The 25439-nt window shown below is 46.5% G+C and carries 35 protein-coding genes; 1 reads left to right on the plus strand and 34 read right to left on the minus strand.

The features are described from left to right. Window positions 1–221 precede the first annotated feature (221 nt). Together HP401_RS33200 and HP401_RS33205 are read right to left on the minus strand one after the other, a co-directional pair. Window positions 222–551: a helix-turn-helix domain-containing protein gene (locus HP401_RS33200; RefSeq protein ID WP_173606711.1), complete on the minus strand. Its 330-nt coding sequence runs from the start codon at window positions 549–551 to the stop codon at window positions 222–224. Window positions 552–835: 284 nt separating this feature from the next. Next, window positions 836–1426 carry a DNA-directed RNA polymerase subunit alpha C-terminal domain-containing protein gene (locus HP401_RS33205; protein WP_173606712.1) on the minus strand — a complete coding sequence of 197 codons (591 nt, stop codon included), beginning with the start codon at window positions 1424–1426 and terminating at the stop codon, window positions 836–838. A 193-nt stretch (window positions 1427–1619) separates the two neighbouring features. Here HP401_RS33205 and HP401_RS33210 point away from each other — a divergent pair, with 193 nt between their 5' ends. Continuing rightward, the gene (locus HP401_RS33210; RefSeq protein ID WP_173606713.1) at window positions 1620–2114 is read left to right on the plus strand and encodes a hypothetical protein; all 495 of its coding nucleotides are present in this window, start codon (window positions 1620–1622) and stop codon (window positions 2112–2114) included. Window positions 2115–2222: 108 nt separating this feature from the next. On the opposite strand, the gene HP401_RS33215 is transcribed toward HP401_RS33210, so the two are convergent. The 32 genes from HP401_RS33215 to HP401_RS33370 all read right to left on the minus strand — a co-directional run bounded on the left by HP401_RS33215 (window position 2223) and on the right by HP401_RS33370 (window position 25417). Next, window positions 2223–2393: a hypothetical protein gene (locus tag HP401_RS33215; RefSeq protein WP_173606714.1), complete on the minus strand. Its 171-nt coding sequence runs from the start codon at window positions 2391–2393 to the stop codon at window positions 2223–2225. After that, window positions 2390–3136, minus strand: a complete 747-nt coding sequence (locus tag HP401_RS33220; RefSeq protein ID WP_173606715.1) for a peptidoglycan DD-metalloendopeptidase family protein — start codon at window positions 3134–3136, stop codon at window positions 2390–2392. Before HP401_RS33220 ends, HP401_RS33215 begins: the two co-directional genes overlap by 4 nt. A gap of 8 nt (window positions 3137–3144) precedes the next feature. Beyond that, window positions 3145–3597 carry a phage holin family protein gene (locus HP401_RS33225; protein ID WP_173606716.1) on the minus strand — a complete coding sequence of 151 codons (453 nt, stop codon included), beginning with the start codon at window positions 3595–3597 and terminating at the stop codon, window positions 3145–3147. Between the two features lie 83 nt (window positions 3598–3680). Continuing rightward, window positions 3681–4853, minus strand: coding sequence for a polysaccharide deacetylase family protein (locus HP401_RS33230; protein WP_173606717.1), 1173 nt, complete (start codon window positions 4851–4853; stop codon window positions 3681–3683). Then, a complete protein-coding gene (locus tag HP401_RS33235; RefSeq protein ID WP_173606718.1) occupies window positions 4840–5016 on the minus strand; it encodes a hypothetical protein in 177 nt (58 codons plus the stop codon). Before HP401_RS33235 ends, HP401_RS33230 begins: the two co-directional genes overlap by 14 nt. Then, window positions 5013–6686 (minus strand): Ig-like domain-containing protein, encoded by a 1674-nt coding sequence (locus tag HP401_RS33240; protein ID WP_173606719.1) that lies wholly within the window; start codon window positions 6684–6686, stop codon window positions 5013–5015. Before HP401_RS33240 ends, HP401_RS33235 begins: the two co-directional genes overlap by 4 nt. A gap of 16 nt (window positions 6687–6702) precedes the next feature. Continuing rightward, complete coding sequence (locus HP401_RS33245) at window positions 6703–7257, minus strand: hypothetical protein (RefSeq protein ID WP_173606720.1); 555 nt, start codon at window positions 7255–7257, stop codon at window positions 6703–6705. A gap of 1 nt (window position 7258) precedes the next feature. Further along, a complete protein-coding gene (locus HP401_RS33250; RefSeq protein WP_173606721.1) occupies window positions 7259–7579 on the minus strand; it encodes a hypothetical protein in 321 nt (106 codons plus the stop codon). Window positions 7580–7584: 5 nt separating this feature from the next. Further along, window positions 7585–7944 (minus strand): hypothetical protein, encoded by a 360-nt coding sequence (locus tag HP401_RS33255; RefSeq protein WP_173606722.1) that lies wholly within the window; start codon window positions 7942–7944, stop codon window positions 7585–7587. 16 nt (window positions 7945–7960) lie between these two features. Then, window positions 7961–8605, minus strand: coding sequence for a phage tail protein I (locus HP401_RS33260; RefSeq protein ID WP_173606723.1), 645 nt, complete (start codon window positions 8603–8605; stop codon window positions 7961–7963). Further along, window positions 8598–9713, minus strand: coding sequence for a baseplate assembly protein (locus HP401_RS33265; protein ID WP_173606724.1), 1116 nt, complete (start codon window positions 9711–9713; stop codon window positions 8598–8600). Before HP401_RS33265 ends, HP401_RS33260 begins: the two co-directional genes overlap by 8 nt. Next, complete coding sequence (locus HP401_RS33270) at window positions 9706–10017, minus strand: hypothetical protein (RefSeq protein ID WP_173606725.1); 312 nt, start codon at window positions 10015–10017, stop codon at window positions 9706–9708. The genes HP401_RS33265 and HP401_RS33270 overlap by 8 nt, the downstream gene beginning before the upstream one ends. Beyond that, the gene (locus HP401_RS33275; RefSeq protein WP_173606726.1) at window positions 10017–10427 is read right to left on the minus strand and encodes a phage tail protein; all 411 of its coding nucleotides are present in this window, start codon (window positions 10425–10427) and stop codon (window positions 10017–10019) included. Before HP401_RS33275 ends, HP401_RS33270 begins: the two co-directional genes overlap by 1 nt. Next, the gene (locus HP401_RS33280) at window positions 10397–10840 is read right to left on the minus strand and encodes a phage baseplate assembly protein V (RefSeq protein ID WP_217366197.1); all 444 of its coding nucleotides are present in this window, start codon (window positions 10838–10840) and stop codon (window positions 10397–10399) included. The genes HP401_RS33275 and HP401_RS33280 overlap by 31 nt, the downstream gene beginning before the upstream one ends. Window positions 10841–10845: 5 nt before the next feature. Continuing rightward, window positions 10846–11862 carry a phage late control D family protein gene (locus tag HP401_RS33285; RefSeq protein ID WP_173606728.1) on the minus strand — a complete coding sequence of 339 codons (1017 nt, stop codon included), beginning with the start codon at window positions 11860–11862 and terminating at the stop codon, window positions 10846–10848. A 6-nt stretch (window positions 11863–11868) separates the two neighbouring features. Next, window positions 11869–12084: a tail protein X gene (locus HP401_RS33290; protein WP_173606729.1), complete on the minus strand. Its 216-nt coding sequence runs from the start codon at window positions 12082–12084 to the stop codon at window positions 11869–11871. Further along, window positions 12084–14066, minus strand: coding sequence for a GumC domain-containing protein (locus tag HP401_RS33295; protein WP_173606730.1), 1983 nt, complete (start codon window positions 14064–14066; stop codon window positions 12084–12086). Before HP401_RS33295 ends, HP401_RS33290 begins: the two co-directional genes overlap by 1 nt. A gap of 135 nt (window positions 14067–14201) precedes the next feature. Continuing rightward, entirely contained in the window at window positions 14202–14519 is a 318-nt protein-coding gene (locus tag HP401_RS33300; RefSeq protein ID WP_173606731.1) for a phage tail assembly protein, read from the minus strand. Window positions 14520–14534: 15 nt separating this feature from the next. Beyond that, complete coding sequence (locus HP401_RS33305; protein WP_173606732.1) at window positions 14535–15059, minus strand: phage major tail tube protein; 525 nt, start codon at window positions 15057–15059, stop codon at window positions 14535–14537. Between the two features lie 24 nt (window positions 15060–15083). After that, the gene (locus HP401_RS33310) at window positions 15084–16559 is read right to left on the minus strand and encodes a phage tail sheath family protein (protein ID WP_173606733.1); all 1476 of its coding nucleotides are present in this window, start codon (window positions 16557–16559) and stop codon (window positions 15084–15086) included. After that, a complete protein-coding gene (locus HP401_RS33315) occupies window positions 16559–16843 on the minus strand; it encodes a hypothetical protein (protein ID WP_173606734.1) in 285 nt (94 codons plus the stop codon). Before HP401_RS33315 ends, HP401_RS33310 begins: the two co-directional genes overlap by 1 nt. After that, window positions 16840–17334, minus strand: coding sequence for a hypothetical protein (locus tag HP401_RS33320; protein WP_173606735.1), 495 nt, complete (start codon window positions 17332–17334; stop codon window positions 16840–16842). Before HP401_RS33320 ends, HP401_RS33315 begins: the two co-directional genes overlap by 4 nt. Further along, a complete protein-coding gene (locus tag HP401_RS33325) occupies window positions 17327–17887 on the minus strand; it encodes a phage tail protein (RefSeq protein WP_173606736.1) in 561 nt (186 codons plus the stop codon). The genes HP401_RS33320 and HP401_RS33325 overlap by 8 nt, the downstream gene beginning before the upstream one ends. After that, complete coding sequence (locus HP401_RS33330) at window positions 17884–18216, minus strand: hypothetical protein (RefSeq protein ID WP_173606737.1); 333 nt, start codon at window positions 18214–18216, stop codon at window positions 17884–17886. The genes HP401_RS33325 and HP401_RS33330 overlap by 4 nt, the downstream gene beginning before the upstream one ends. Continuing rightward, window positions 18213–18506, minus strand: coding sequence for a hypothetical protein (locus tag HP401_RS33335; RefSeq protein ID WP_173606738.1), 294 nt, complete (start codon window positions 18504–18506; stop codon window positions 18213–18215). Before HP401_RS33335 ends, HP401_RS33330 begins: the two co-directional genes overlap by 4 nt. A 12-nt stretch (window positions 18507–18518) precedes the next feature. Continuing rightward, a complete protein-coding gene (locus HP401_RS33340; RefSeq protein ID WP_173606739.1) occupies window positions 18519–19652 on the minus strand; it encodes a major capsid protein in 1134 nt (377 codons plus the stop codon). Window positions 19653–19658: 6 nt separating this feature from the next. Continuing rightward, window positions 19659–20033 (minus strand): head decoration protein, encoded by a 375-nt coding sequence (locus HP401_RS33345; RefSeq protein ID WP_173606740.1) that lies wholly within the window; start codon window positions 20031–20033, stop codon window positions 19659–19661. A gap of 12 nt (window positions 20034–20045) precedes the next feature. Next, a complete protein-coding gene (locus HP401_RS33350; protein WP_173606741.1) occupies window positions 20046–21149 on the minus strand; it encodes a head maturation protease, ClpP-related in 1104 nt (367 codons plus the stop codon). Beyond that, the gene (locus tag HP401_RS33355; RefSeq protein ID WP_173606742.1) at window positions 21133–22785 is read right to left on the minus strand and encodes a phage portal protein; all 1653 of its coding nucleotides are present in this window, start codon (window positions 22783–22785) and stop codon (window positions 21133–21135) included. The genes HP401_RS33350 and HP401_RS33355 overlap by 17 nt, the downstream gene beginning before the upstream one ends. 15 nt (window positions 22786–22800) lie before the next feature. Beyond that, on the minus strand, window positions 22801–23076 hold the full coding sequence (locus HP401_RS33360) for a DUF6148 family protein (protein ID WP_173606743.1): 276 nt from the start codon (window positions 23074–23076) through the stop codon (window positions 22801–22803). Window positions 23077–23088: 12 nt separating this feature from the next. Next, complete coding sequence (locus HP401_RS33365) at window positions 23089–24927, minus strand: phage terminase large subunit family protein (protein ID WP_173606744.1); 1839 nt, start codon at window positions 24925–24927, stop codon at window positions 23089–23091. Further along, complete coding sequence (locus HP401_RS33370; protein WP_173606745.1) at window positions 24908–25417, minus strand: hypothetical protein; 510 nt, start codon at window positions 25415–25417, stop codon at window positions 24908–24910. The genes HP401_RS33365 and HP401_RS33370 overlap by 20 nt, the downstream gene beginning before the upstream one ends. Window positions 25418–25439 lie beyond the last annotated feature (22 nt).

Here is a 25439-nt window from a genome sequence, read left to right on the forward strand (position 1 = left end):
GTTTTTACGTTAAATTCCTGTAAATGCTCATTAAAAAACCTTGATAAATCAGGCTTTTCTCTTCCAAAGTATCAATTCCCGTTAATATCTTGTAGTAAGAAAGTGGGCAAAAAGTGGGCAACTAAGTGGGCAAAATTCGAAAGGACTATTCTTTAAAAAAGTGCACCCGTGAGGCATCAAACTCCTGGGTGCACTTTACTATATGGAATAATTTCTTTCCTTCATGTTTGTTTGTTAACAGGATCGCGGACCCCTCCAGCTTCCATCCAATCATTTAATTTACTGAGTTGAAAGCGAAGTGCTGGTTTTCGTGAACTTAATGATCCGAGTCGAGATGCTGGTAATGTACCTTCACGTACCATAATGTAGATCGTGTAAGAAGAAATATTCAGGTATTTGGCTGCTTCATTAACAGTTAACCACTTTTCAATCGTAGGCTCGCCTCTCGTCTCCATCCTTTCTAGTAATCTCGGTATCAACATCTTTACCAGCCTATCATCCTCTAATAGTTGCTGAACGATTACTTCGAGAATATCTACGGATTTGTTCAATTATATTCACCTTTTAAAATTATTTAACTGACCTTATCCGCAGTTTAGACAAGGGATCTAAAGATTATTCAAGCCCTCATTCGCGAAAAAATGGACAATCCGATATTTCATAGAAGGGCGAAACGAAATCGGTCACTAGGGAGTGCCCAGGCATTTGTGGTTGAATTGGCACTTGCAGACCAGTCGTTTCGTGAGAAACTGAAACGGTATATGATCGGTGGAGGAAAGCACTTCGTATACACTTCTGATTACATGGACAGGTACTAATAAAATAACCCGTCTCCTTAAAACTGGGACGGGTTATCTGTTGCTTGTTTTAGAGCATCGAAAGTATGCCTCAAGGCGCGATTCCCTAAATTTCGAATTGGCCAAAGTTGATTTAACGTAGATTCAACCAAACGTTTCACTGTACTAATACCAACTCTTCTAAGTGAATTTGCAGCTCGAGTAGAAAGTGGACCAGGATGATGTACAAAAATTGCTTCGATAGGCTGTTCTAAAGAAAGCATGCCCATGCCATCCTTGATAAAATTGATAATTGGTTCATCGGGTGAAGAGAAAGCTATATGATACAGGCTCTCTTTCTTGAGGGCATCCTCAATCGATTTTAGAGCTTCTGCTGGTTGCTCTCGCATTATAGCCCAAGTGTCATCAATAGGTGTTGCTACAATTTTGCCGCTTTTACATAGGCCTCTGATTATTGTATTACTAAGTTCCCACAATTCGGATGCTTCGTTAACACCCATTATCGAAACAAACAAAGTATTCATTACTAGCCCCGCCCTTATGAAGATGTTGCCAATAATCATACCATAGAGAAAAAATAATCTATACTTGAATTTTTGTTCTACTTGAGCACGCCACACATCGTGCATAAGTAGAAGACTGCTGTCCGTTCCTTCGTAATTTGGTATTAGCTAGGATCAATTTCAGTTGGTAGTGGCTATGATTTAACCTATTATTTAACATGTTTCTTCTGGTTTTGCTGGTGTTATCATTTACATTGTTTGTAAGATTATGTAAAATATTAATACAGTTGTAAACATATTTCATTTAGGAGGGATATTTATGAAAAGATTCATTAAAGGCACAATAACAGCAACTCTTTTACTTAGCTCTCTATCTTTTGGATCTAGTGTTATTGCATCATCATCCAATGTAGATGTAAAACAGCAAAATCAGGACAGTCAAGTTACGAAGGGGAAGATAAAAAAAACTGATGTTTCTGTAAATGGTCTTTTTGAACCTTTTAAAACTAGAAAGCCGGTTAACGGTGAGAATATTGCCAATAATACCCAAGATGATTTTGAATTTGATATTCCTGCTGGATATGGATGGGTTAAAGTGTATGTACAAAATACAGGAACAGCTGACATTAATGTCGTAGTTACCGATCCAAACGGCAACGAGGTTATGAGCGGAGTAGCAAAACCAGGTAAACCCTTTGACAAAAAAGGTAGTTCCGGTTGGGGTACTGGAACTCATACCGTTTCAGTTACATCAGTAGAGGATATGTCTGGCATTGTATCGGTAAAGCTCGCACAAACTAAAAACGAACTATAAGAATATGAAGTTTAGTAGGGGCTATCTCAAAAGTCGATTTTTTGGCTTGAGTTGCCCCTATTAATTTTCCAGAACTTTGGTAAATCTATGTTTTCTAATTTTTGAAATTTAGCCGTTATGCCCTTTTTGGACAGCCCCTGACAGTAGTTGATCAAAGATACTAACGATTTGGAGTTGCAGATCTTCACTGAAACCAATGACGGTTCCGCCTACGATTCCAAGGACACCGGTTAGAATCAGCAGCACGCTCTTTTTATTCTTTGTCAGCCATTCTTTCATACTGTCACACATCCTTTCAACTTCACTGTTTTTATCTCTTGTACCCACTCCACCTGAAGGCCGAGCGCCGCAGCGAGCTCCCGAGCCGGGGCGTAGGAGACTCCAGCCTCAATGGTCTCTGTCAAATCGTGTCCTGCCACTTTCACCTGCTGAGTCGTAGGGCACCATTCTGGCGTGACTCCCGCAGCCTCAGATACCGCGCGTACTGGCAGGGTTGAAATGCCATCTTTGAGGTAGCCTTGGTCTGACAGCAGCTTTCCGTTGATTTCGATGGATACCTTATCAACAGGTTTTTTCTCTGGTTGTGGACATTCCCTCGCATAAAAATCGTCGACGTACTTCACTGGATGCATGTGGTTTCCAAAACCAAAACTTGAACCATTTTTCCGCACCTCATAATGCAAGTGCTGACCTGAGGATTTTCCAGTGTTCCCTTGCCGCCCGATCACCTGACCCTGAACGACGAACTGACCAACTGAAACACAGTAATCTGAGAGATGTGCGTACAAGTGTAGGTGATTGTCTTTGTCTTTGATGATTACTGTGTTTCCAAAACCGCCGACTCCAGTACCCGCTTGCCCCATGTTTGCATAAACAACCGTCCCAGCAACGAAAGCTTGGATCTTTGCATATGCAGGCTTTACAAGGTCAATCCCAGTGTGGAATTCTTGCTTTCTATTTAAAGGGCTCATTCGTGGACCGTAAGGACTGGTTACTCGATACTCTTTCATCATAAGAATCATAATTACTTTTACTCCTTTCGTGCGGATCTCTCTGCTTTTGCTTTAATCTCTGACCCAACCAGATTCTCGATAGACTTCGGCATAGGCCAGCCTGCGCGGTGAGCATTGGCGGTGAGGCTTGTCCATGTGTGGTAAATGAGGCCGAAGGTGACGCCGTAGAACAGGAATCCTGGTGTGCCCATGACCCGATCCAACATATTTCCAACGGCTGGCAATGCAAATAGAAACAAAGTCCGTGGAATCCTGGATATGCCATAATCGGACGAATACGACTGGTTCTTTTTCGCTGCGGAAATGCCTGTGATCCAATCAAGAGCGATCATAAAAAAGAGCACGATCAGGATATCCTGGCGGTTCGTGCCGTACAGATAGAAAAAGGCGGGCGATACGATTGCACCGGCTGTTGTCGCCCAACCGTTTGCTGGAGTTGCTACATTCTCTAAACTCTGTAGAAATTTCATGTGTTGCGGTCCTCCTCGCCCTCCTATGGGCAAAAGTAAGAGGAGCCACGTTAGCAGCTCCTCATGAAAAACAATATTCTTTACTACAACCCGCAACTGTCCAGCCATTCGCTCATTGTCACGATATCGATATCAGCTCGCCGGGAATATGCGTAATCAACAACCTCTTGGAAGTTGCTTACGTTATACTCGATGCTGGACGTGGCTTCGCCGCTAACGATCTTGTGGAACATGAACAAACACACGCCCCCTACCTTTGCCGCATCATCTATGTGTCCTTTTAGTGTGGCAGGTGTAATCGTATGCTCCACATTTCGAATCTTGATCGTCCGTTTATCCGGTGGCGGTGTGGTTGCCGTATCTTCTTGGACAGTGCGGCCCGCTCTGCGAGACTGCATGACTTGTAGCACCCTTGCATCATACGCCCCGTATGGGTAGGCCAAGATATTTGACGCTCTCGTAAAGCCATTTGCATTCAACCATTTTTCAGCGTCCGCTACCTCTTTCTCGATTGTCGCTATATCTTTCAGGTCTTTGAGCGTCGCGTGGTTCATCGTATGGTTGGCCATGTCCCAGCCATAATCGTACATTTCCTTTAGCTGTTGTAGCGTGCAATAGCCAGACCACCCTACGTGCGACGGAATGACGGCAATGACACCTGGTAGATTATATTTTCCCATGTACTTGAACGCTTCGGTGTATTGAGAAGACCAGCCATCATCGAACATAAAAATGACCTTCCCCCGCTGCGACTCATCTCGAATGATCGAGTCAAAAACGATCGATGCCGTAGTGTTCTCATTGGACTTCACTCGGATTTGCATAGAAACGATATCCCTGGTCAGGCTTGCAGCTCCAACGGGCTCCAGCTTGCTGACATCGATGATATGCTCGTTCCAACCAATCGCCATTCTCCAAGCGCGTACAGTATAACCTAAAAATTCGGCATAGCCAGTATCATGAGCCAAATAGAGCTGGAACTCATAGAAGTCGGTCAAATTGTCTACATAGAATCTAATCTTCAAGGTCTTTGCACCTGACAAGCTTAAGAGGACGTTTCGGCGTGCGGCAATCGATGTGCCTGTCGAAGTGATTTGCAGCTTGCCATTGTTAAATGACACTGATCCGCCGCCATAGGCTTTAAGCCAGGCGTTGGTATCGCTAAATGGCTCCACAAGACGGCCTTTCTTGTAATCCCTGACCTGGGCCAGAATCAAGTCTTTGCTTTTCTTGTCTGTCGGCTTAGCCCACGCCATTTTCTCCACCCTCTTTATGAGCATTTTTCAGCTTCTCATTTTCTTTCCGCAATTCTTCCAACTCTTTTTGTAGTGCCTCTTCCTGCCGGCGCTCTTCCTCTCCTGCTGGCGTGTAAACCCAGTCCCCTAGCGATCCGTCAGGATTACGCTTCCGGTATCTCATGCTTTGATCGCCCCCGATAAATTCGTCGCTGCAGCTGTTGAGTTGGCGTCATTACTGGTTAGTGTAAATTTCAAATGGAGCTGAGCGTCTGGTGTCGCGTACGTTCCGATGAATTCCTTCTCTACGATTCCAGTGATTACAGGTGCAGACGTTTTGGTCATGGGCTTGTAAGATTCAGCAGCTCCAGCCGCTACGATGGAAAGAGCTCCGTCCACATTCAAATCTCCTGTTTCATGTTGGAGCCAAGCCAGGACTTCTTTGGCTGTGGTTGACTGAGGAGATAGCTTGTAGCGAGCATGGGCAGTTTTGAGGCGTGTTTTCGTCACGGATCTGGTCAAGGAAAACGTGAGGACTGTCGTTGCTCCCAATGAGTCGGCTGCTGTTATGACGAGACTGTTCGGTCCATTAACCATCTGCTTTGGTGTGACGGTTATCGTCCACGCGCCACTGTTGATCGATATGGGGACATCTGCACCGCCGTTTAGACGATACTTCATGGTTACTGCTTGCCCATCTGGATCGGAAACCGTCCCTTTGATTGTAATGGGGGAATCATCCGACAAATTATCATTGTTCGCCACGAATGTGTGTGTAAGAGTTGGCGGACGATTCAGCATCACGGTAAACGTGCGTTCAGCAATGATGGAAGTACCACCTTTGGTATCCTCCGACCATACTTCTAACAGGTGCGTAGTTCCCTCATCTAGTAGCCCAGAAACGGCTGTCGTACCGTCCTTAATGGCCCCGCCCGCAAAGGTAAAAATTTTACTAAAAGCGAGTGGATTTACGCCGTCCGCAGATGCTTGCAGGATACGATAGGCAGTGCCTTTGTTGACACGTACAGAGACTGATACGATATCACCAGGATCAGTGTCCAATGTGGTTCCGGTAACTGTGTAGGTATTACCTACAGACAACTTGACCCCGCTTGCTGGAGCAGTAAGCGTGAGCGTCTGACCGAAGTTGTCCTCATACGTAACGGTTACGGTATAAGCGTAGTAGTAGGTATAAGATACCGAAGATGGTCCATACACAGTTCCGGAATAGCTTTGGGAGTAGTTGTACTTACGCGTATCAGGCTTAGACACCGTACCGGAATAGGTGCCTGTTGCAGAGGCTCCGTATGTTTTTTCTCCGCCTCCCTCGTCATTTAAAAGTTGACATCTTCCCGCTGATGACCCGGTACGTTGCAAAGTGCCAGTGTATCCTTCTCCGTCCGAATAGGAAATGGAGGATGGTAACGCCGACAATGCGCCACTTTGCGCGCCGCTACAAGACCCGCCATAGTCGTACCAAGAATCACGAGTAGCTGTTACAGATTTTTGGTCAGGCCCGCTACCACTGACCACATAGGGAGTTGATCCTCCTGACTTAGTCAAGGTGCCACTATAGGTGCCATCGTTATAGCTGATAGTCGACTGAAAACTATCCGTGCTGCTCGTACGAGTATCCGATACAGTTTTGGTGTTCGGGGTACTGGATGTGGTATACCGAGTATAGGAGCCATCACTGACATTGATCGTTACTTCGCTGCCATTAATAGAATGTGTAACTTTGCCCGTATTGACTGCAACAGAGACAACACGCTTTAGATTGGGTACGATTATCTTTTGTGACCGGCTTTGCGATGTAGACTCTGGGATGCCAACAACAGTTGTTTTACTAGCCATCTAACCGCCTCCTTTCTTACGTTACAGATATTTTCACACTATAAGTATCGATTGACCCTCGTCGCATACGTTTCGCCGCTGTATCAATTTCAACGGTTGACCTTGCCAGTATGGCATTTGCCGAATAGGTTGCTGTTGGAGCTGCGTTTAGTGTGATAATTTTTGTCGACGCATTAATTGCTGTGATGATACGCTCCTCCTGATTGTTGACAGAGGCTAACGTAACCTCTTGCCCAACTGCAAATCCTGCCACCGATGCAACGGTAACATTCGTACCAGAAATCGACTGGATGGTTGTTCTCGTCCTATCCAAGGAAATGACCGCATCCTGGATGCCGTCAAACAAATCAACAAAAATCCCACTATTCCCCGCAGTCCTGTCTCCTGTCGTGATCTTGGCGTGCAGGTAGAGAATGCGATTTTCTAATCTGATAACAACGCCATCGATGTCCTTAATACCTTCTTCTATGTGATTCATACGCCGTGCGGTAAAACGAGTACCATCTTGGATCGTTTCACCTGTTTCCGTATTTACAAGCCGGTCAGTCCAAAATTGCCGTTCGTAAGGCATTTCACACACTCCTCACTTCGAAAGGGATTTCGAACAGCAACAATGCCCCTGTTTCGTGCGAGGTAATCTGTGCATCAGAGGTAATCATTGCCGTCCCGCTTGCGTCCACTAGTTTTGCCTCTGTAATGGTGCCTGCTGCGTCCACGGCGTCCAAGTAAACGTACAGCTGCACAACCGTTTTCTGGGCGTTGGTGAGGTGCTTCGTTTGCGTAATCGGATGAACGACCGATTTCCCGTCAACAGTGATGATCGCATTGCTCAGTTTTGCACTTACCGTGTTTCGGATGAATTCCAGGAAAGCAGGTTCCACTTTAATAGCCATCTGGATTACCCCTTCCCGTAAGCACGAAACGGAGAAGTTGTTTTGATGATCACTTGGGTAAACGGTTCGAAAGATTCTTCGAACACTTCTCCTTCTTTGACTGTAAAGGTGTGCGTGTTAATGGTGAAGGTCAAATCGCTCGTTCCATCGTTTTTGATAACAAACCCATACATGGGCTCAGTGAAAATTTGGGTAGTATCTGTGGCACCACTAAAAGGCTCTTTTGCAGATAAGCCACGAAGTTGCACGAACATAGCGCCTTTATTACCCTGAATTTCCTGAAATTCATCCTTCGTCCCGTTAAAATATTGCGGGACCGGGAGTAGACCGCCGTCACGTAATATATGTCTTGTGCCAATTGGCATCTGATTCCCTCCTTCATCATTCCGTTGCTGTAAACATAGGCATGCCAGGCGCAACAAAGACGGGCAAGCTTGGAGCATTGACAACAACCTCGTCAGGGTAAAAGGTATTACACACAAAGTAATCAACTCTGAATTTTTTAGCGGAAACATTCACTTCGATCGTACTTGCTATGATCTTGAAAACAATGTCGTCAAGCCAGGAGCTTTTGCGCTTCACACCTTCCAGAAGGCGGCGGAACTTTGCTAGGTCGCCTGGCGCAAATACCAGTTGTTCCGTCTCAATTCGAAAATGATGTGGTTCCCCACCATATTCGAACCATTCGCGGACCGATGAGTTTTTGAACACGATGGATGCGACCTGCTCGATTGCCCAAGGCGTGCCCTTATATCGATGAGCTCCAATTGCCGTTTTGACGAGCTCTCTCCGACTTTCAAGGGATAACGTTGAATCATAGAAATCGACGTGCAATTGGTGGGCTAAAATGTCCACAACATTTGAATCTAGTTCATCGATCCGGGCAAACATTAGCACCAGTTTCATATCGGAGGATATGTCCTGCATTTCCTTTGTAATGGCTGCAGCCAACGCTCGAATCTTCTTATCTTCTTTTATGGACGATGGAAGGATGTCCGACAGCTTTGCGTTGTAGATATCAACCACTTTCCAATCCTCCATACACCACGTTGACCGTGTGTTCTTTGGCTACTTGCGATTCAGTCAGTGTGGTAAAAACCGGGCTTGTCACAGATACCCGTTTAGCTCCCGCCTTTTTCATTTGAAAAACCAGCTCGGACGGATCGATGTCACGGCCAAGCTTGGCTCTTTGCCAAAGTTGGTAGGTAGCGATGGCTTTATTCACATTTGCCTGAATCGTGGTAACAGCACTTTCCTTGTCCGTATCAATCCAGTATGTGGCCTCGATGTTGTATGTTTTTTGAGACGGGGCCAAAACAAATACCTGGTCGGTGAGTGGCCGAATCTTTCTATCGTTGCAAACAGCCGCGACTTGATCGAGGATTGTCTGATCAGGTATTTCGCCCGTTTTGAGCAGAGGTCGAATCTCTACCACTCCAGCCCTTGGGCTTGATACATTCACGTCCCCCAGAAGCGTACTGGCTGACTTTGCCCAAAACTCATAGGCACCCGATGGGCCAGCCACGGAAAAACTCTCAGGTGCCTGCCGGATTCGTTCCGCATATGAATCGTCGTCCTCTTCATCTGCCCCACCGCCCGATTCTGTGACATTAGATACCGATTGTACAAATGGCAGAGGGTCAACCAATTGGTTCAGTTTCCCCACTGGATACCCATTTCCAATTTCGCCCACGGATACACATTCCGCTTTGACCTCTACTTTCGTTTCCCCGCTTGTGACTGTGACGTCCGCGGTTGTTGCAAAAAATACGTTGTCCCCTGCTGTGACTCGAGTCCCTTTTGGGATAGTCTGGGATACTGGTGTCGATAAGGTAAAACGAATCGTGGTCTTAGCCTTTGTAGCCAGTATTCTTAATACGTTCAGCAAGATACCAATAAGGACCAGGTACTTTCCTCTCGCATATTTAAGCAAGTTCTGTTTAGCAGAGTCGTCGATAATGACTCTTTGCTGTACAAAAAAAGGCACGATGCTCTTGATAAAGAGTCGTACCGGATCGGCTGGTGAAAGTGGTTTTTTGTATTCTTTTTCATAGTTTGCGATCAGATCCGCTTCGATCTGTTGGGGCGATTTATTGGCGAACGATACATCTGGTAAAAAGTCAAACCTAGACACCTTTTATCGCCACCTTTACCGAAGGTTTTAACATCCCGTTTTCATCACCTTCATACGTAACTTCCTGTACCTCTGCGCGCGGCTCATACTGTTGGATTTTTTCAATGAGTCGTGCCGAAGTGATTGCCATATAGGCATTTACAGGAGCATCAATGTTTGGGTCCCACCCGAATAAACGATACATTGGACACGTATGAATCATACTCCTCATGATCGTTCTCACATTTTGAATAACTTCTGTTTCTCCAGTCGCACCGAAAATAACCTCATTAAAATCACTTGTTATCGTTACGATTTGAGCCATTAGCTTCCCGCCTTTTTCGGATACTCCTTGAGACGCAGCTCAACGTTAACAGATAGTAAACGACCACGGCCGTCATAGTTTGTGTGTTCTTCGCTGACCGACTCGGTAACCCATTGGCTAGTTGAAATAGGTTTGTTTCCGATGACCAATAAATCCCTTTGTCCTGTATCCCTTTTGGTCCTCAAGGTTTTCAGTTCTGCTTCTGGATCTACCCCGAGCGAGGCTTTCAACTGAATAGAAAGACTGATTTCTTCAAGACCAGGACCTACGAATTCCGGAATCGGTTTATTTCGATGGATGTCATGGGTTACCCATCGGCTCGAGCCGTTTCTTGTCAGTTCATCAAAAGTACGCACACGCTGGGAAGATACTTCAAAAATCACTTCTCCAAGACTTCCGATGACCGCCATTCTGGTTCACCTCGCTGCGTCGTTTGGTTGTATGTGATATCGGCGTTATTGAAGACGATTTTCCCAGGATGAAGAAAATCGACCGTCAGGGTATGCGTTTCTCGATCATAGTCGATGAATGTCCCATCTCCAAAACGGATGTGGCGTTTATTTTTATTCTTGATTGGCACTGGGTCCTCTTGGTTGTACGTTGATCCGAGAATAATCCCATCTGCGTTCCCTGTCGGTAAAAATAGGCACCATACCTGTTCATTCACATCCGGCAGCCAGTAATCTTTTAACAAAAAAGAACCACGAGAAAGGATATCCATTTTGTTGGACACCACATCCTCGCGGTCACCAAAGACGACCCTTGCTGTCGCATCCCTCTCGTCTACGCTCGATACAATGCCGACACGCAATATGTTTTTCATATCCATTACCAACCCAATACCTTTCTGCATTCAAGCGAAGTTTCGTAGCCATTTCCGCTATAAGCATGAACCGCCTGGGTAATGATGTATTTCCCGCTCACAGCCCCAAAATTGTTCAGCATAAACGTCATACCAGCTACCAGGTTAACGTCTCCCATCAAAGTAATGCTTGCCTTGTGCTGGTCCTTATTCGCTTGGCGCAGCGCACTTTTGGCTTTTCGTTCTGCCTGACGTCCATCCTTTACGCGCTCATTGATATACAGCGTACGACCCGTTTTTGGGGCGTTGGGGGGCATATAGGTGTAGTGGATCTTCTTTTTCCCCTTCGGACTGTGATAGTTCACAACAGCGCGACTATAGATACCTGTCGTGGTCACCTGTGCCGAAAAGCTTTTGATCTTGGACGTTGCGTAATTGAGCGAAAAAGCAGGAGGTTTCTCCTCGTATTTGGCTTCATCAAATAAACTAATCTGTTTGCCTGTCAGCTTAACAGCAATGCCAGCATCATCGCACAGGCGCATGAGGAAACCAAGATCGGTTTCCTCTGTTTGTTCAATCCGATCATAGTCCTCGTCTTCTGCGTCAAAAAGAAGTTTGAGGCCATTCTTGCCTGCAATATCTTTTGCGATCACAGACAATCGCGTTTTTTCCCATGCGCGGAATTTTCGTTGTGCCCGAATCGTCGATGCATCTGGCACAGACACGCCTTGTATGGCGACCGCATTGGGTGGACTTGTTAGGCTGATCTCGTTGATTTCGAAATACCCGCAATTTAAAGCATCCGTTTTCCCGTCATCGATCCAATTTTCACGAATGATTTTTGCCTTTATGCTTGCATACAATTCTGGCATCCACGCTGCCCACCACAGGCGTTCCCGGTCTGCTAGGTTGATAGATATGGTATCCGCCGTGCCAGAGAGATTATCGGTGTACTCAAACGAGATGAGGTACGGCTGCAGATCATTAGAAATATTCTTATTGTCATAGAAAAGTTCAAAGTTAACTCGTCTCGGCTGTGCCACCCGTCATCACTCCCTCTTCCAAGGAGGCAGATTTGATGTGTCCTGCTCCGTGCCGGTGTCACTGTCTGGAACAACCAGGACGATTCCCGATGAAAAGACTACCGTCTCTCGATGCTTTAAATTGGCTTCAATTAACTGTGGCATGAAATACTCGCTGCCCATCGTTTTATACGCGATCCAGTCCCACATGTCTCCTGCATTCGTTGTATATGTTCCGGCCATCAGGAAAACCTCACCGCCCTCTCATTCCTTATGAACCGCTGCATATTCGCCTTGAATTCAGGATAAGAGTCTCGAAGCATCGACTCGTTTTCCGCCCGATTGCCTCCTGAAAGGTTTGGCGAGAACTGAAAAACAAGCGTCTGATTCCCGTTGCGTGACGACAACGCCTGATTCGCTCTTGACCATAAGTTTGAATCGAGATTGCGATTCTGTTGGGCAGTCAATACCCGCTCACCCTCGTGGAGCTCCGCACGGTATCCATCGAACGGGACGTAGGGCAGTCCGTTTGCGTGGGAACCATTTACCCAATCCCACGCTTTTTCGTACCATGCTGGTTCCGGCCCTGCCGTCATGGTTGCGTTTGGTCCACCGTAAACGGGTGTAGTCTTCGGATCTTGACCAGCAGCTCTCATTCTCTCTATTCGGGCTTCCAGTTTGCTAAAGGGAGTTTCCAGCTTGTTTTCTCCCCACATTCCATCCCAGATGCCTTGAATGATAGATTTGCCGACATCATACCCTACCTCTTGAGCAATAGGAATGAGAGGTACAGCTGCCGCCTTGATCAACTCGCCGAGCTTCGATGCAATTTCATAAGTGACACGTTGCGTGGCTTCACTCCCTCCCGAGCTCCACCATTTGTTGAACGTCTCGTATGCATCCGCTACGATAAACTCGATTTTCCCCCAAACATCCAACCTCTTATATTCCGGATTATTGAAAATCGTCTGCAAGCGATTCGAGGCAAACTGAACGGACTTCGTAATCGTTTTTCCCATTTCCGCAAAAGCATCTGATCCCAACTTTGCCAAGTCTTTAAACGCTTCTGTCTTGGTCAAATTGTCTATTTCCTTTAGGGCTGGTTTCAATGAATCTAATGCGTCGGCCCCCATCTTCGTCCATGTCAGTTGGAGCTTTTCCACGAGCTGTTCATACATAACAAGACCAGTAGTATCGACATCACTCAACAACTTGGCATCGATGTTCTGTTTTTTTAGCAGCTCATTCATGCCTTTGATAATGCCATCAATATCCTTTTTCGCAAACTTCTTAATGTCTGAGCGGGGCATATTGAAACGTTCAACAATGGAGACAGTATCGCCAATTAATAACTCGTTGAGGGCGATTGCCGCACCCTGCATACCTTGTAATTTATTGATTGTCCCTAACTTTTCGGATATATCCAGCAAGTCTTGGACTTGTCTCAGGTCTTTTGTTTTAAACAGAAACGCTTTACCCGATTCGAAGAAGTCCGTCATCCCGAAACGGGATTCGATGGCTCGCTTCTCCATCCAGTTGAATAGCTGGTCTGCTTTCTTTTGGTCCCGAAGCAATGATTCGATGACTTCAATGTTGTATTCTCTATCCGCTGCTTTCTTAACGCTATCCATCATCAAATCAAAAGCAGATTTAGCCGTCTTGGCCCCTACAGCAATTCCAGCCAATCCTACCCCAACAGTTGCCAGGTAGCCCCCAAGTGGGAGTAACGTTGCCCCGGCCATGGCTATTTCACCGATAGAGAATCCCGCTGCAAGTGCTGTTGCTTCCATGCTTTGAAGTTGACGAGAATAAGAGTTCAGATTGTTTTGTTCACTTCTCATTTCTCGATTTAATTCGGCAATGTTCCGTTTAAACTTATCGACCTGTGAGGACGCTCTTCTTTGTACGTTGGTAAACCGTTGAAGGTCGTTTTGTAGCTTCGTACTTTCCCGTCTGTACGCCTCTTCGCTAATCGCGCCACTTCGGTATTTCCGCTCCAAAGCAGCAAGGCCGCGCTTGGTTTTATCAATCGCGGCCGACATTTTCGTGTGCAAACTGGTCATGGATTGCAGCTTGCTGTTTGCTTTTTCAATAGAAGACTGATAGTCGCTGATTTTTTTTCGCATATCCTGCATGCGACGGGAAGCGTTATCGAACGCGCCGGTGAACGATCTATTCATTTTCCCAGACATCTTGATCGTGAATTCATACAGTTTCCTACCCATCCGTTTCGCCTCCCTCCGAATTTTCCATGGCTGCCTGTATCCATGCATTCAACTCGTACAGGGGTATGCCAAGGAAAAACTCCATGCTGGTATACGTGTTCCTCGCCATGTTGAGTACAAGTTTACGAAACTCTATTATTCCTTCGTCTCCTCTATCTCCTCCATCTCCTTCAAATCCATACCGAGCAAAAAAGCATGTGCCGCTGTTACTACAAGATAAAAATCCCGTCCATTGAGTCTTAGTAAGTCATGGTATAGGACTCCGCAAGCTTTCGCTGCTACTACAGCTCGGAAAACCGATGATTGCATCTCATGCGCGGATATTCCCCCGATGTGTCGTGCCTCTTCTGAAGCCGCCATAATATCTACACCTGTCAGACTATCGAAATCAAACGATAGAGAGGTATGCTCCTTCTCATTCACCTTCAATGGTTTTTTCAACGGCATAATCATTCGCAAAACTCCCTTCTATAGTCCAAGCGCCCGGCGCGTATCAGCTAATTGATCCTTGCCGTTCACTCGATAGATGTAATTCAGTTTGTCGAGCTCCAGAACGTTCTTTCCGTCCATTTCGATCTTTATATAAGTGATTTCCAACTCTGTATTGCTGTCTGTTGTTGCGTTTTTTTCTAGCTTTCCCAGTTCCCCACCGGTGGTGTGCCCTTGAACAACGATCCGTAGCGCACGTGTAATTGGACGACCAGAGCTACGATCATGCTCTTGTAGTGCTCCACGACAATCTAGTCGATGGGCACCCAGCTCCAGAAAGTCAAACAGTAGATCGGTGATCGTGTGCCAATTCAATGTGACTTTTTGGCTACCGAAATGCCCTACCGAGGATTCAAAACTGCCAAATACACCAGCTCCTTTGACTTCCTCTGTAGCAAAAGAAAAGGATGGCAACTGAATATCTGCCACCCCCACGAGGTCTGTTGTACCGTTTTTGTATATCATGAAATCCTTTACGCGATCAGGAATTGCTTTATTTGCCATTGTTTATCCACCTGCCTTGTATGATTAGGCTGCAAAGAGATTTTTTAGATATGCCACATCAAATTCAAGTTTGAACTCGATGTTTTCAGCCGGTACGGGAGCCGCCAGGAACAACCGATAGGAAACTTTTCCGTCCAGTAGCGATGTGACCGGATTATCTACTGCTCGGAATTCTACACGCCCGCCGAGTATGGAACCTTGCGCTGCCAGTCCATTCAGCCAGATGTTTGTTGAGTCCACAACCGTGTCAATCAACCTTCTGTTTGTCGGGTTGTCAACTTTTTGCCAGTGTGTCAGAACCAACGTATTTCCGATCCAGTTGAACATCTGACGGACGGGTATAAATCTGTCTTTCACGTCTGTATTGGCTGGGTAAGTGGACGTATTATTGCCCCACATCTTATGTCCACCAGTAAAGTTGATTGCTGTGACAATCCCCTCGCCATTGAGGTACGCTGCCTGATCTACGCCAAGATTGATCTCAGTACCAGCTTCATTCACCAACGCGTTTGCTTGAATGTTTTTGTTAGAAGGAGATACATAGGGAACGTCGCCATTGTCAGCAATAACTCTGCTATTCAATGCTGCAAATTGCGTGGAAAGGTGATAAATCTCGTGATAATTCTCGTCACCCAATTTCGGTTTCAAATAGCAAGCTATTAGATAAGGGTCGCTGTAATTGTTGGAGTTTTTCCATGCGGGCGCATCTGTGTAAACGGCCGCACCTGTTGGCGAGCAATCAATATCGGCAATTGCCATGGCTTTAAATAGGCTATTAATTCCCACAGCTTTTGCTTTCATGACTGCAGCAACGGCCGGCTTTTTTGAGTGTTTCGGCACAACAATTTGTCCAGGCACCAACCGATACAATGGGAAAATCTTGTTGATCAATTCTAGCCCAGTCACCTTTCCTGTTGCCGAATCAATTCCCCCGATAATTTGGGCATCCGTTACAGCTGAAGGCGTGAGCTTATCGTAGGATACAATCAATGCGACTTGGTTTGCTGGAATGTCTCCACCATCCACCCGCGAAATAACAGGGTGGCCCGACTTATTGAATACCACTGTAAAGTCCTTATTACGGACTAGCGCATTACCAGCACCTGTGAGCTTAACCATGAGGCTCGCCAATAGAACTCCATCGGCAGCAATCGTGTATTTACCCAAAGATAGATTAATTGTGCTGTCCTTCACGTTTACCTTGTGAATGGAAGGATCAAGCACATTGACGAATACCGCTGGGCCAACATTGAAAAGCTGAAATTGCGCTTTGATTGCTTCGCACAGCGTATAATCGTCCCAGTTGGAATGATACCCGAGAGCCTTCACCGCTTCCTCATAGCTGTAGGCAAGTACCGGCTTATTCACGTATGCTGTTGGATTGTCTGTCAAATGAATAGGCGCCGTACCGAAATATACGGGCAGTCCGGCTGTAGCCTCAACAGGAGAAAGAATACTCGTATCACTCTCAGAGACGCCTATCTGGTGTTTATATGCCACTATTCCTCAACTCTCTTTCCTACGGCGTAATCAGCAGTCTGCTGAAAAAAGACGCTCTCTGGTGTGCCATGATCTCTGATCGCTGCTTCTGTTTGGGACAGTTTTTCAACGGGCACAAACATTTTCTTGATGGCTGGGCATGCTTCGACGTGCTTGCTCAGATGTTGTGGAATTCCGTCCGTAAATAGTGCGTATCGATGAAGTGTGCCATCACGTAAACTACTCCCGCAGTAGATGACGTGCATTGGTTCTTTTGCAGTCACTTTTGGTTCTGCTCTGCTCATTTATAAAATACCTCCCAATCAAATTCCGACTGTACTTGCGGAACCAGTACGTCAAACGCGATGTAAGTCGCCCACTCAGGAAATGGCTGCTCGTCTGGCTGCTCTATTTCGAACGATTCGTCGTCGATCTGAAAGCGTTCATCAATGATCGGATCTCGTTTTAACCCAATCTTTATCCGATTCGCGACATTCAGGCTATCAATCCAGCCGTTTTGTTCATCTTCGCTGTATGTGATGACGATTACTCGAATTTTAACGATGTTTGCCTGCCTCCCGTCGTTCTCTCTCAGGAAACGAACGACAACGGCGGGCAGCTCCGCTTTGATTTCTTGCGGATCGGCTACAGGTGAATGTTTGCTCTCACTCAGAAACCCGCTAACTACCTGTGGGGCTTTGTGATCGTGGCCATCTACGTTGGTGGGTAGCAGAAAATCTTTCACGAGCGTTTCAATACGCTCTTTCAGCTTATTAACTAGGACAACATTAACCATCTAGCACCCGTCCTATTTCATGCTCGAGACGCTTGTCCAATGTCTCCAGCATTTTATTCTGTATTGATTTTCGTACCTTCTCGTTGTCTAGCATTTGCGGTACAGCAGGCGCGTAGAGTCCTTTGATTGGGAACCTCTTCGGTGTCGTTCGTCTGTATACAGAGGCCACATTTCTGACTTTCGCAACAAACGCACCAGGAATCGGAGATTTCCCGCCTGCTCGTAATACTTGGGCCAAGATTGGTTTTTTCCTACCAGGTTGCGGTGCTTTCGGCGTGACACGAAACCGAATCAGTGGCATCACATGCCCCTTTGATTCCAGACGGCCATTCAGATCATTCGCGGAAGCTTTTTTGAGCTCCATTGTCTCGCTGACGTCTTTTTTTCGGACAAGATACGTGTCTCTCACCCTGGCTGCCGCTTCCGTTTTCCCGCTGGACAGGGCACGGTTCATAGCCCGTGCCTGTACCTTTGGAATTTGCTTCGGAATATGTGCCAGAAGATTTGCTGCTTCTTTCAGCCTCTGTTTAATGGAGTTGTCGAAATCAATCATGGGTTTGAATTCCCGCCAAGGCGGATTTCCAAAATGCCATCAAGATCAGCAGGTGGAGCTACGACCACATACGCTTTTTTATTGATTTTTAACGTGTGTCCAACTGCTGGAATGAATGTGAAATCGGCTCGGTTCACATAGAGCATTATTTCTTCCGTGTATTCGCGGTCATGGGTCGGGTAGGAGTACGATCTATTCCCCCCACCGATTGCGACAGGTTCAATCAATCCGGTAATCTTCTTCCCATCGATGTCGATTTGATCTGCAAATTCACCCGGATTGAGAAAGACTGCAGCATCCGCCTTTAGTTGATCCTTGAATGCGCTCATTCGTCTTTGCCTTTCCTACCTTGGGGAGCATCTACAATCAATTCGTCCGTATTCAGTTCGAAGACAATCTCTTGATTATCGTCGGAATGCTCGTCCTGTTCGCTATCCTCGTTTGTCACTTCATCAGATCCTACTTCAACGTCTCCGCCAACATCTGTCTCTGTAAACACAGATACCGCGCCATCACCGATCAGATGCGCTACATCCTTTTTGTTAGCATTAAAAATGGCGCCCTTCTCATGAAAGACACCATTATGTTTCACTGTTCCAATTTGCACTCGAAATCGCATGATAGTGTCCTCCTACACGCGTGTTTTGATAACAGACCATGCAGAAACGTCAAACGGCTTCGGCAATGGGCGGCTCTTCACAATAAGAGATTTCACATCGGTATCACGATTGACCGTTACCTTTGTCGCACGGGGTCCTGCTACCGTTACGTAGTTGATACTATCTTCCGGGATGAATGTATTCGCACCGTACAAAAGCTCTCCGATATTTCGTGGCGCGACAATGACCTTTTCGGGGTCGATGTATGGTTTAAGAGACTGCGTTGTGTCATCGTAGTACCACGCATCATATCGGTACAAGTCGAGTCCAAGTTCGGTTAAACGGCCAATGTAAGTAAAACCATTTCCATTCTCAATGTTGAGTTGGGGATTGATCGTTCCGAATTGGGCGTATCGCAGGTCCATAAACTTATTCATAAAATTTTCGTCTGCTCGAAGATTAGCCCACGCCTCATCACCAAGGAGGGCGACAGTTGGATTGTATCCTGCCTTACGAGATTTTCTGACCGCTTCCTCTAAGTCTTCATACTTTTTGGACGTAGACTGGTTCCACTGGCTTCCAGCTGTAAGATTAATCATGTTGTCGAATCCAAAGTCAATGATATCAGTACGAACTACTGTTGCAGCATCATCGATGTAACCAGATACGGTCACTTTCCCCGTTTGCATAAGTTCTGCACCCATCAGCTCTTCGCGGCGCGTGACCATGTCAGAGAGCTCCAAAAAGTCGCGGTTCATCTGTTGTACAGCTCGCTCATCTGGCGACATACCGCCAAATACCGCTTCACCAGGCATGCGAGTTTGTAGCATGCTGATATCAATTGGGGAAGACAGGTTGATAAAAGGTGGCGTATAAATTTTCGTTTCAAATCCATCTCGCTTGATATTAACTGGCATACTGCCTTCTGCAACAAGTGGTGCAACACGTTGGCGGTTTTTGTAGAAATCCACTAGGACATGCTTTGTATCGAAAGTCGCCTCTCCAGGGAAGAACATGTCCCGAAGGAACGTTGTAACTGGCATTCTTCGTTGAAACGATGGAAGCATGGTTTGTGGTTCATAGATGCTGATGCTGCCACCTGTAACGGTTGCGGCATTTTGTGGACTCATAAAGCGTCCTGCAATGGCGGATTGTCTAATTTTCACTGTTGTTTACCCCCGATCAGTTTTGTAATGAATATTTACAGTACGAAGCTCCTCTTTGTGGTTAGCCACTGAGTCGCCGGCAGCAACTTTCAGGGCATCATACCGAAAAACACCCGTTTTATACGCTACTGAGTTTACATCAGCTCCGGTTGTATCCACGTCCTCAGATAAAACCAATGACGCGATCTGACTCCCGTCTGTTGCTGCTTTGTTTACCAACGCATACTTCCCGTTGGCTGTGATCTTGCCGAGTACCGATCCGGCTTTGAGCTTCCCTTGACCAGCAAGTAATGTCACTGCTGTGGTCATTGCGGACACTTCCGTTCCCGCAAAAAAAGACTGATTATCTACCGTGCCAAATGTAGTAGAAATGTTTGCCATGGTTATTCCTCCTTATCTTTGTAGACGCTGCATTGAATGTGCATGCGCGAGTTGCTGGAAGACTGCATTCACGTCTTTCAAGTTGTTCATGTCATACTCTTTTTCCGTATTTTGTTGTTGTGATTGAGCTGTCACATCAAGTGCTCCAGACGCTTGATTAGCTACTACTGCCGCATTGAATAGGCCGTTATTAATCATCTTGCCCTCTTGCATAGCCTTAAGCGCCAGATCAGCGGCTGTCATTGGGTTTTCCCCATACTTCGCCTCGTTTACCAAAGCAGGATCGATATTTGCTGCAATAGCGTCAATGGCGCGAAGGCGCTCTCTCTCTTGTGCAGCTGCATCTTGAGTATTTTGTGCCTGACTCGGCGCGGGTGGTTGTGGTGCTGTATTTGATGCTGTCGGTGGCTGTGGTGCAGTATTTGATGCAGTCGGTGGTTGTGGATCGATTACTTGTGTTTGATTGGTTACTTGCATAATGCTCGCTCCTTCCGTTTGGAACTTCATAATTTCATTTCGGACACGGTCTATCACCTGTTGGGGAATCATTTCGATGCCTGCATGTGCAACAGCACTGAGTTGATTCGACTCGTCGAACATGATTTCATCGATAAAGCCTTTCGCCAATGCTTCTTGTGCCGTCATCCACGTTTCGCGGTTCATGAGGGTACTCAATTCGTTCTGAGACAACCCTGTTTTTAGTCGGTATGCATTCGCAATGGACTTATCGACCGCTTGGAGGAAATCCGCTGTGTGCCGATGATCCCACTTATCTCCCTGAGTCCGAGTCTTTGCGTTGTGAATCATGAATTGTGCCGTTGGTGACATTCTTACATTCTTTCCGCCCATGGACGCGACAGAAGCAGCACTAGCTGACACGCCAACGATTTGGACGTCAACACCAGCTGGATGACTTTTCAACATGGTATAGATTTCACTGCCCGCATAAACATCGCCACCACCTGAGTTGATAATAACCTCAAGATCATCGCCGTTTGCTTCCGCGATCGCTTTCGATATTTTTCCAGGGCTTGTTGCATCCATTTCGAATAAGTCATAAATCCATTGATGGTCATTCGGTATGATTACGCCTCTAACTTCAATCCGTTTTGGCATTTTGTTTGTCACCTCCTTTCATGCCCGGAATATGTGCTTGTGGCAGGTCCCGACGTGCCTCCCACTCGCGCATTAGCACGTCAATATTGCTATCCCAGTCCATCCCTGTGAGCTCCGCCGTTTCCCGTTCGTGCGTGCTAAATCCGTTATTGATTCGTTTCACGGCAGCATCTACTTCTTTCTCAGGGTCGATTTGACCAGGACTCGGTCCAATCCAAATGGCTTGGCTCCAAAGCTTTCGCATGACTGGATCGTTAAAGAATCCCGGAGCCTTAATACGTCCGGTTGCCACGGCTTCAAACAACCACGTCTCGTAGGTCGGCTGACAGAAATCATGCGAGAACCAATCACGACGGTCCCGGAAGGATCTCCACGCTTGCAAGAGTGCAGCTCGACTCGCTGAATAGCTACTGTTGAACACAGAAAGCAGCACTTCATAAGGCATGTCCAGCGCTGCGCCTGCTAACTGAGCCATGATCTTTGTAAACGAATCAAAGCCAGCATTCGGATGCGTAGGATCGCCAAAGGTCACTTCCTCACCTTCTGCCAACATGTTGATGGTTCCCGGCCCCAACTCGTAACTGGAAAGACGCTCCTCTGGTGACAGTTTCAATTGCTCACTTTCAGGAATGGGATTGGAAAACGGTATTTCGTTTTTTGCTCCTTCTTTTCGTGTAATAAAGGCAGCGAAAAAACTATTAATGATCGCCGCTGCAATCTCTGCCTCGGCATAACGATCCATTTGTTTGACTTGCTCGATGACAGGTGCAAGATAGGGTACACCGCGATATTGCTCTGCCCTCTCCGCATCCATCACAAAAAGCACGTTTGGTAATCCAGAAACCGGATTCTGTGCCTCAACGCGCGCCCATTGTGTGATATGTCCTTGTGGAATCGTACTATTCGGGTGTTTATTGCTTATCCAGTAAGCGATCACTTTACCGTTCGGGTCTGTCTCGACTCCATTACGGATAGCACGGCCATCTGATAGCTCCACATATTCAGAAAGCGAGAAGCCCTCAGTAGTAAGGATTGGGGAGTATCCTTGCGTATGATTCGGATTGTTGAGCCTGTCGCCCTCAATAAGATGAAGCCGCATACGATACGGATTTAGCCGCTCTGCGGCATCTGCATATTTCATAACAGCAAGGGAATCACCGTTCAGTAGCCATCCGGTCAACATGATCCGTTGTGCATCGTAGAAGTCATTCAGCCCGGTGTTATCGATCTTGGATGATGCCCAAAGATTAAATTCAAACTCTGTGCGATCTTCCCACTCCTTTGCCTGCTCCGCCGTAATGCCCAGTAAACGGTAATTGAGTTGGCATTTGAGTGTGAGTCCCGAACCCACGATGTTTGACTGATTCTTCTTAATGGCCCCTGTAGCAAGACCGCCACCCATGTAAAGGTCACGGCTACGTTCCCGAAGCACAGCAAGGTTTTGCCCGATGTCCTCTTGCGGACTTTTACTATCGCTGTTCCAGCCTTTCATTGAGTTTTTTCTTCGACTGGCTCCGCTATTCGAATAACCACTATTCGTAGCCTTCCGAAGTGCCGATAGCTTTGCGCGATTCACCTCTCGCCTTAGCGCCATAGTTGGTGATAGCCATTCAATTGTTTTGTCTATGAACTTCACAAATTACTCACCCCCTTACAAGTCTCGATAGATGACTCGAAATGCCTTACGCTTTGACGGGCTCTCGCCCGATTCTACTGCAATTTCTAGTTCTTTTTTTCGGTCTTGTAGCTTCTCGATCTCATCTTTAATGAGTTTCAAGTCGCCACGCCGGAAATTCCTGGACCCGATACGGTATTCCTGTGCGCCTGTCAGAATGGCTGTCTCAGCTTCGTAGTATTTACTCAGGCGGTCCTTAACAATTTCTAGCTCATCTTCTATCCTTTTCTGTTGTCTCGGATCATAAGCCATATCCTACACCTCTCACCAAAGTTTTGAGCGCTTGACTAGCTGCTTTGCTTGATAGCCTGATATTTGCTTTGCTGCAGGTGTATGTTTTACGGGAGGATCAGTTTCCCGCAAGCGTTTTTCGAGTGCTTCAAAGTCTGGTTTCAGCAAACGCAACGCTGCAAGACCATAGACCCGTAAATCCAGCGGCTCATTCCTCTTGTCTTTGGCGACATTTTCCCAAACCATGACCGTTTGGCCATTCTTTCTTCGAAACACCTGCCGCTCAGAAACAAGACCTTTGAAATAAATCTGATCATATCCGCGCTCTTCTTCAATCGGGAAATGAAAATAGTGCGGTCCCGGCTCTTGGATCAGCAAGCGCTGCATGATCGTCGTCTTTCCAGAATCCACACCGAGAAGGATGAGAGGAAGCTTGTATTTGTTGTTTTTGGAGACCTTTCGAATTAACTCAAGGCCTGAACCGCCTTCCCCTTTAATGGCGAAAACACGACTTTGGAGTCTCTGCCCACAGTATTTATAAACTTCATCGGTGTAATGGCCTCCAGAGTCAACAAAAGTACATGCTACAATCAGTCCTGCACCATTGGCGAATTTCCAGACTCGTTCCCGCTTATCATCGAGCTCTCTCCATGTTTGCGGATTGTCTGGCTTTCCCCAGATGACTCCTTTTTCGATTCCCCAAGACTCTTCTTCTTTGCCCCATCCGACAACTTCGTACTCCAATCGGTCATTCTGGGTGTCGACTGCCATTGTAAGGATAAGAACGCCGTTCGGTAGTTCAGAATCGTAGCTTTCTCGTCGTTCCAGGAGAACGTTTTCGTCCTGAATATCCCCGCGATCCTCCCAAGTCTCACTCAAAAGCGTATTGACGAAAACCTGCATCTGCTCGGGATTTCCTTTTTTCAACTCTTCCTGTGCAATCAAAAAGGCTTCGATCATTTCTTGCCAACGAGTCCATGGAGACGCTAACGCGTTCATGTGGAATCCCTTTACTTTTCGTTCCGGGAATTCATGTATCCATTCACCTTTTCCGGCAATCTGTTGTTTCTTCCAATCGATTTCAGGAGAATCAAAGCCACAATGCAAGCAGCGCATCGATACCGTATCGAATACGATCCGAGTCCACTCCAATGGTTGGAGTGCCTCGCACTTCGGACATGGAAGATTCCATTCACCTTTCGAAGAGTTATTGTATAGCTGCTCGATCCGCGAACGGCCCTTAATTGTCGGCGTAGATGCAACAACGATTTTTCTATTGTGGAATGTGGCCGTCCGCCTTCTTGCCAAATCCAATGCGTCACCCTCAGAAGTTGCCTCGAATCGGTCTAACTCATCGACCAGCAATATCCTGATCGGGCGGCTCGCCAGGGAGGCAGGTGAATTACTACCCACGATCGTGATGTGACCGCCCGGGAATGATTTGTGCAAGATGGTATTTCCTGAATCTTTGGCTTTCGAATCAGCTACCTTTTTAGTCAGAACTGGCGTATCCCGTATCATTGTGCTAAGTCGGTCTTTCGAAAAGCTTTTCCCCATATCAAGTGTAGGAACAACGAGCATCATGGGAGACGGGTCCTGATCAATGTAATACCCGATGATGTTTTCCTGGGATAGCGTTTTTCCAACTTGTGATCCCATCATAAATACTACTTCTTCTACTTCTGAATCACTGACTGCATCCATCATGCCCTTTTGATATGGCGCACGATCACTTCTGTACTTCCCTGCCTCAGCTGCCGATTCAGGAGATAGATAACGGTAGGCATCTGCCCACTCAGTAATTGTCAAATCGGTTGGAGGAGAAACGATTTGGGCGATAGCCTGGTAAAGCTTACGATGTTTCTGATTCATGCTCTTCACCAGTTGGCTCGACCGTGCCCTTTTCAGCAAAATTGGTATAATGATCGGCCAGTTCTTGCAATGCTTCTTTAATCTCTTTTAGCAATATCCCCATGATTACCGGCATTTCTGTTTCAAATTGGAGCAAAGGAGATACTTTCGATGGGATTGTAAGGCAGCGCGCTTTGAACAAACCACCCATACGCTCCAGAATCTTCACCACTTCATCTACTTGAATAAGCGACAATTCTTTTTCTGCCAGTTCCAGCTCGGCAATTTTCCGTTTGGCACGTTCGTGCAGCGCTTTTTCCTCGTTGTAATCGATGTCTGTATTATCGCTAAGATGCTGCACGTATTTAATGTACCGCTGAACGTTGTCTGCTAGATCGTATTTTCCTCTGCTGATCTGTTGGAGGACACCATCCCGGGTGAGTGTATTTACCCATTTAGGGGTTTTTCCGATCACATCAGCGAACTGCTGTGTGCCCACAATCATATCCATGAGTTCTCTCCTTTCTTTCGGA

Origin of the sequence: Brevibacillus sp. HB2.2 (assembly GCF_013284275.1) — a bacterium.
Taxonomy (GTDB): Bacteria; Bacillota; Bacilli; order Brevibacillales; family Brevibacillaceae; genus Brevibacillus; species Brevibacillus brevis_D.

Excerpts from the sequence above, each read along its gene's own strand:
- HP401_RS33255 (WP_173606722.1), bottom strand. The coding sequence starts at position 7,944 with ATGCCAATTGGCACAAGACATATATTACGTGACGGCGGTCTACTCCCG.
- HP401_RS33215 (WP_173606714.1), bottom strand. The coding sequence starts at position 2,393 with ATGAAAGAATGGCTGACAAAGAATAAAAAGAGCGTGCTGCTGATTCTA.
- HP401_RS33305 (WP_173606732.1), bottom strand. The coding sequence starts at position 15,059 with ATGGCAAATAAAGCAATTCCTGATCGCGTAAAGGATTTCATGATATAC.
- HP401_RS33300 (WP_173606731.1), bottom strand. The coding sequence starts at position 14,519 with ATGATTATGCCGTTGAAAAAACCATTGAAGGTGAATGAGAAGGAGCAT.
- HP401_RS33350 (WP_173606741.1), bottom strand. The coding sequence starts at position 21,149 with ATGCCAAAACGGATTGAAGTTAGAGGCGTAATCATACCGAATGACCAT.
- HP401_RS33295 (WP_173606730.1), bottom strand. The coding sequence starts at position 14,066 with ATGGGTAGGAAACTGTATGAATTCACGATCAAGATGTCTGGGAAAATG.
- HP401_RS33235 (WP_173606718.1), bottom strand. The coding sequence starts at position 5,016 with ATGAGATACCGGAAGCGTAATCCTGACGGATCGCTAGGGGACTGGGTT.
- HP401_RS33325 (WP_173606736.1), bottom strand. The coding sequence starts at position 17,887 with ATGATTGATTTCGACAACTCCATTAAACAGAGGCTGAAAGAAGCAGCA.
- HP401_RS33280 (WP_217366197.1), bottom strand. The coding sequence starts at position 10,840 with ATGAAAAACATATTGCGTGTCGGCATTGTATCGAGCGTAGACGAGAGG.
- HP401_RS33365 (WP_173606744.1), bottom strand. The coding sequence starts at position 24,927 with ATGAATCAGAAACATCGTAAGCTTTACCAGGCTATCGCCCAAATCGTT.
- HP401_RS33210 (WP_173606713.1), top strand. The coding sequence starts at position 1,620 with ATGAAAAGATTCATTAAAGGCACAATAACAGCAACTCTTTTACTTAGC.
- HP401_RS33270 (WP_173606725.1), bottom strand. The coding sequence starts at position 10,017 with ATGGCTCAAATCGTAACGATAACAAGTGATTTTAATGAGGTTATTTTC.
- HP401_RS33230 (WP_173606717.1), bottom strand. The coding sequence starts at position 4,853 with ATGGCGTGGGCTAAGCCGACAGACAAGAAAAGCAAAGACTTGATTCTG.
- HP401_RS33345 (WP_173606740.1), bottom strand. The coding sequence starts at position 20,033 with ATGGCAAACATTTCTACTACATTTGGCACGGTAGATAATCAGTCTTTT.
- HP401_RS33250 (WP_173606721.1), bottom strand. The coding sequence starts at position 7,579 with ATGGCTATTAAAGTGGAACCTGCTTTCCTGGAATTCATCCGAAACACG.
- HP401_RS33245 (WP_173606720.1), bottom strand. The coding sequence starts at position 7,257 with ATGCCTTACGAACGGCAATTTTGGACTGACCGGCTTGTAAATACGGAA.
- HP401_RS33290 (WP_173606729.1), bottom strand. The coding sequence starts at position 12,084 with ATGGCCGGAACATATACAACGAATGCAGGAGACATGTGGGACTGGATC.
- HP401_RS33370 (WP_173606745.1), bottom strand. The coding sequence starts at position 25,417 with ATGGATATGATTGTGGGCACACAGCAGTTCGCTGATGTGATCGGAAAA.
- HP401_RS33225 (WP_173606716.1), bottom strand. The coding sequence starts at position 3,597 with ATGAAATTTCTACAGAGTTTAGAGAATGTAGCAACTCCAGCAAACGGT.
- HP401_RS33240 (WP_173606719.1), bottom strand. The coding sequence starts at position 6,686 with ATGGCTAGTAAAACAACTGTTGTTGGCATCCCAGAGTCTACATCGCAA.
- HP401_RS33315 (WP_173606734.1), bottom strand. The coding sequence starts at position 16,843 with ATGAGCAGAGCAGAACCAAAAGTGACTGCAAAAGAACCAATGCACGTC.
- HP401_RS33335 (WP_173606738.1), bottom strand. The coding sequence starts at position 18,506 with ATGCGATTTCGAGTGCAAATTGGAACAGTGAAACATAATGGTGTCTTT.
- HP401_RS33205 (WP_173606712.1), bottom strand. The coding sequence starts at position 1,426 with ATGCACGATGTGTGGCGTGCTCAAGTAGAACAAAAATTCAAGTATAGA.
- HP401_RS33275 (WP_173606726.1), bottom strand. The coding sequence starts at position 10,427 with ATGGCGGTCATCGGAAGTCTTGGAGAAGTGATTTTTGAAGTATCTTCC.
- HP401_RS33360 (WP_173606743.1), bottom strand. The coding sequence starts at position 23,076 with ATGGCTTATGATCCGAGACAACAGAAAAGGATAGAAGATGAGCTAGAA.
- HP401_RS33220 (WP_173606715.1), bottom strand. The coding sequence starts at position 3,136 with ATGATTCTTATGATGAAAGAGTATCGAGTAACCAGTCCTTACGGTCCA.
- HP401_RS33320 (WP_173606735.1), bottom strand. The coding sequence starts at position 17,334 with ATGGTTAATGTTGTCCTAGTTAATAAGCTGAAAGAGCGTATTGAAACG.
- HP401_RS33330 (WP_173606737.1), bottom strand. The coding sequence starts at position 18,216 with ATGAGCGCATTCAAGGATCAACTAAAGGCGGATGCTGCAGTCTTTCTC.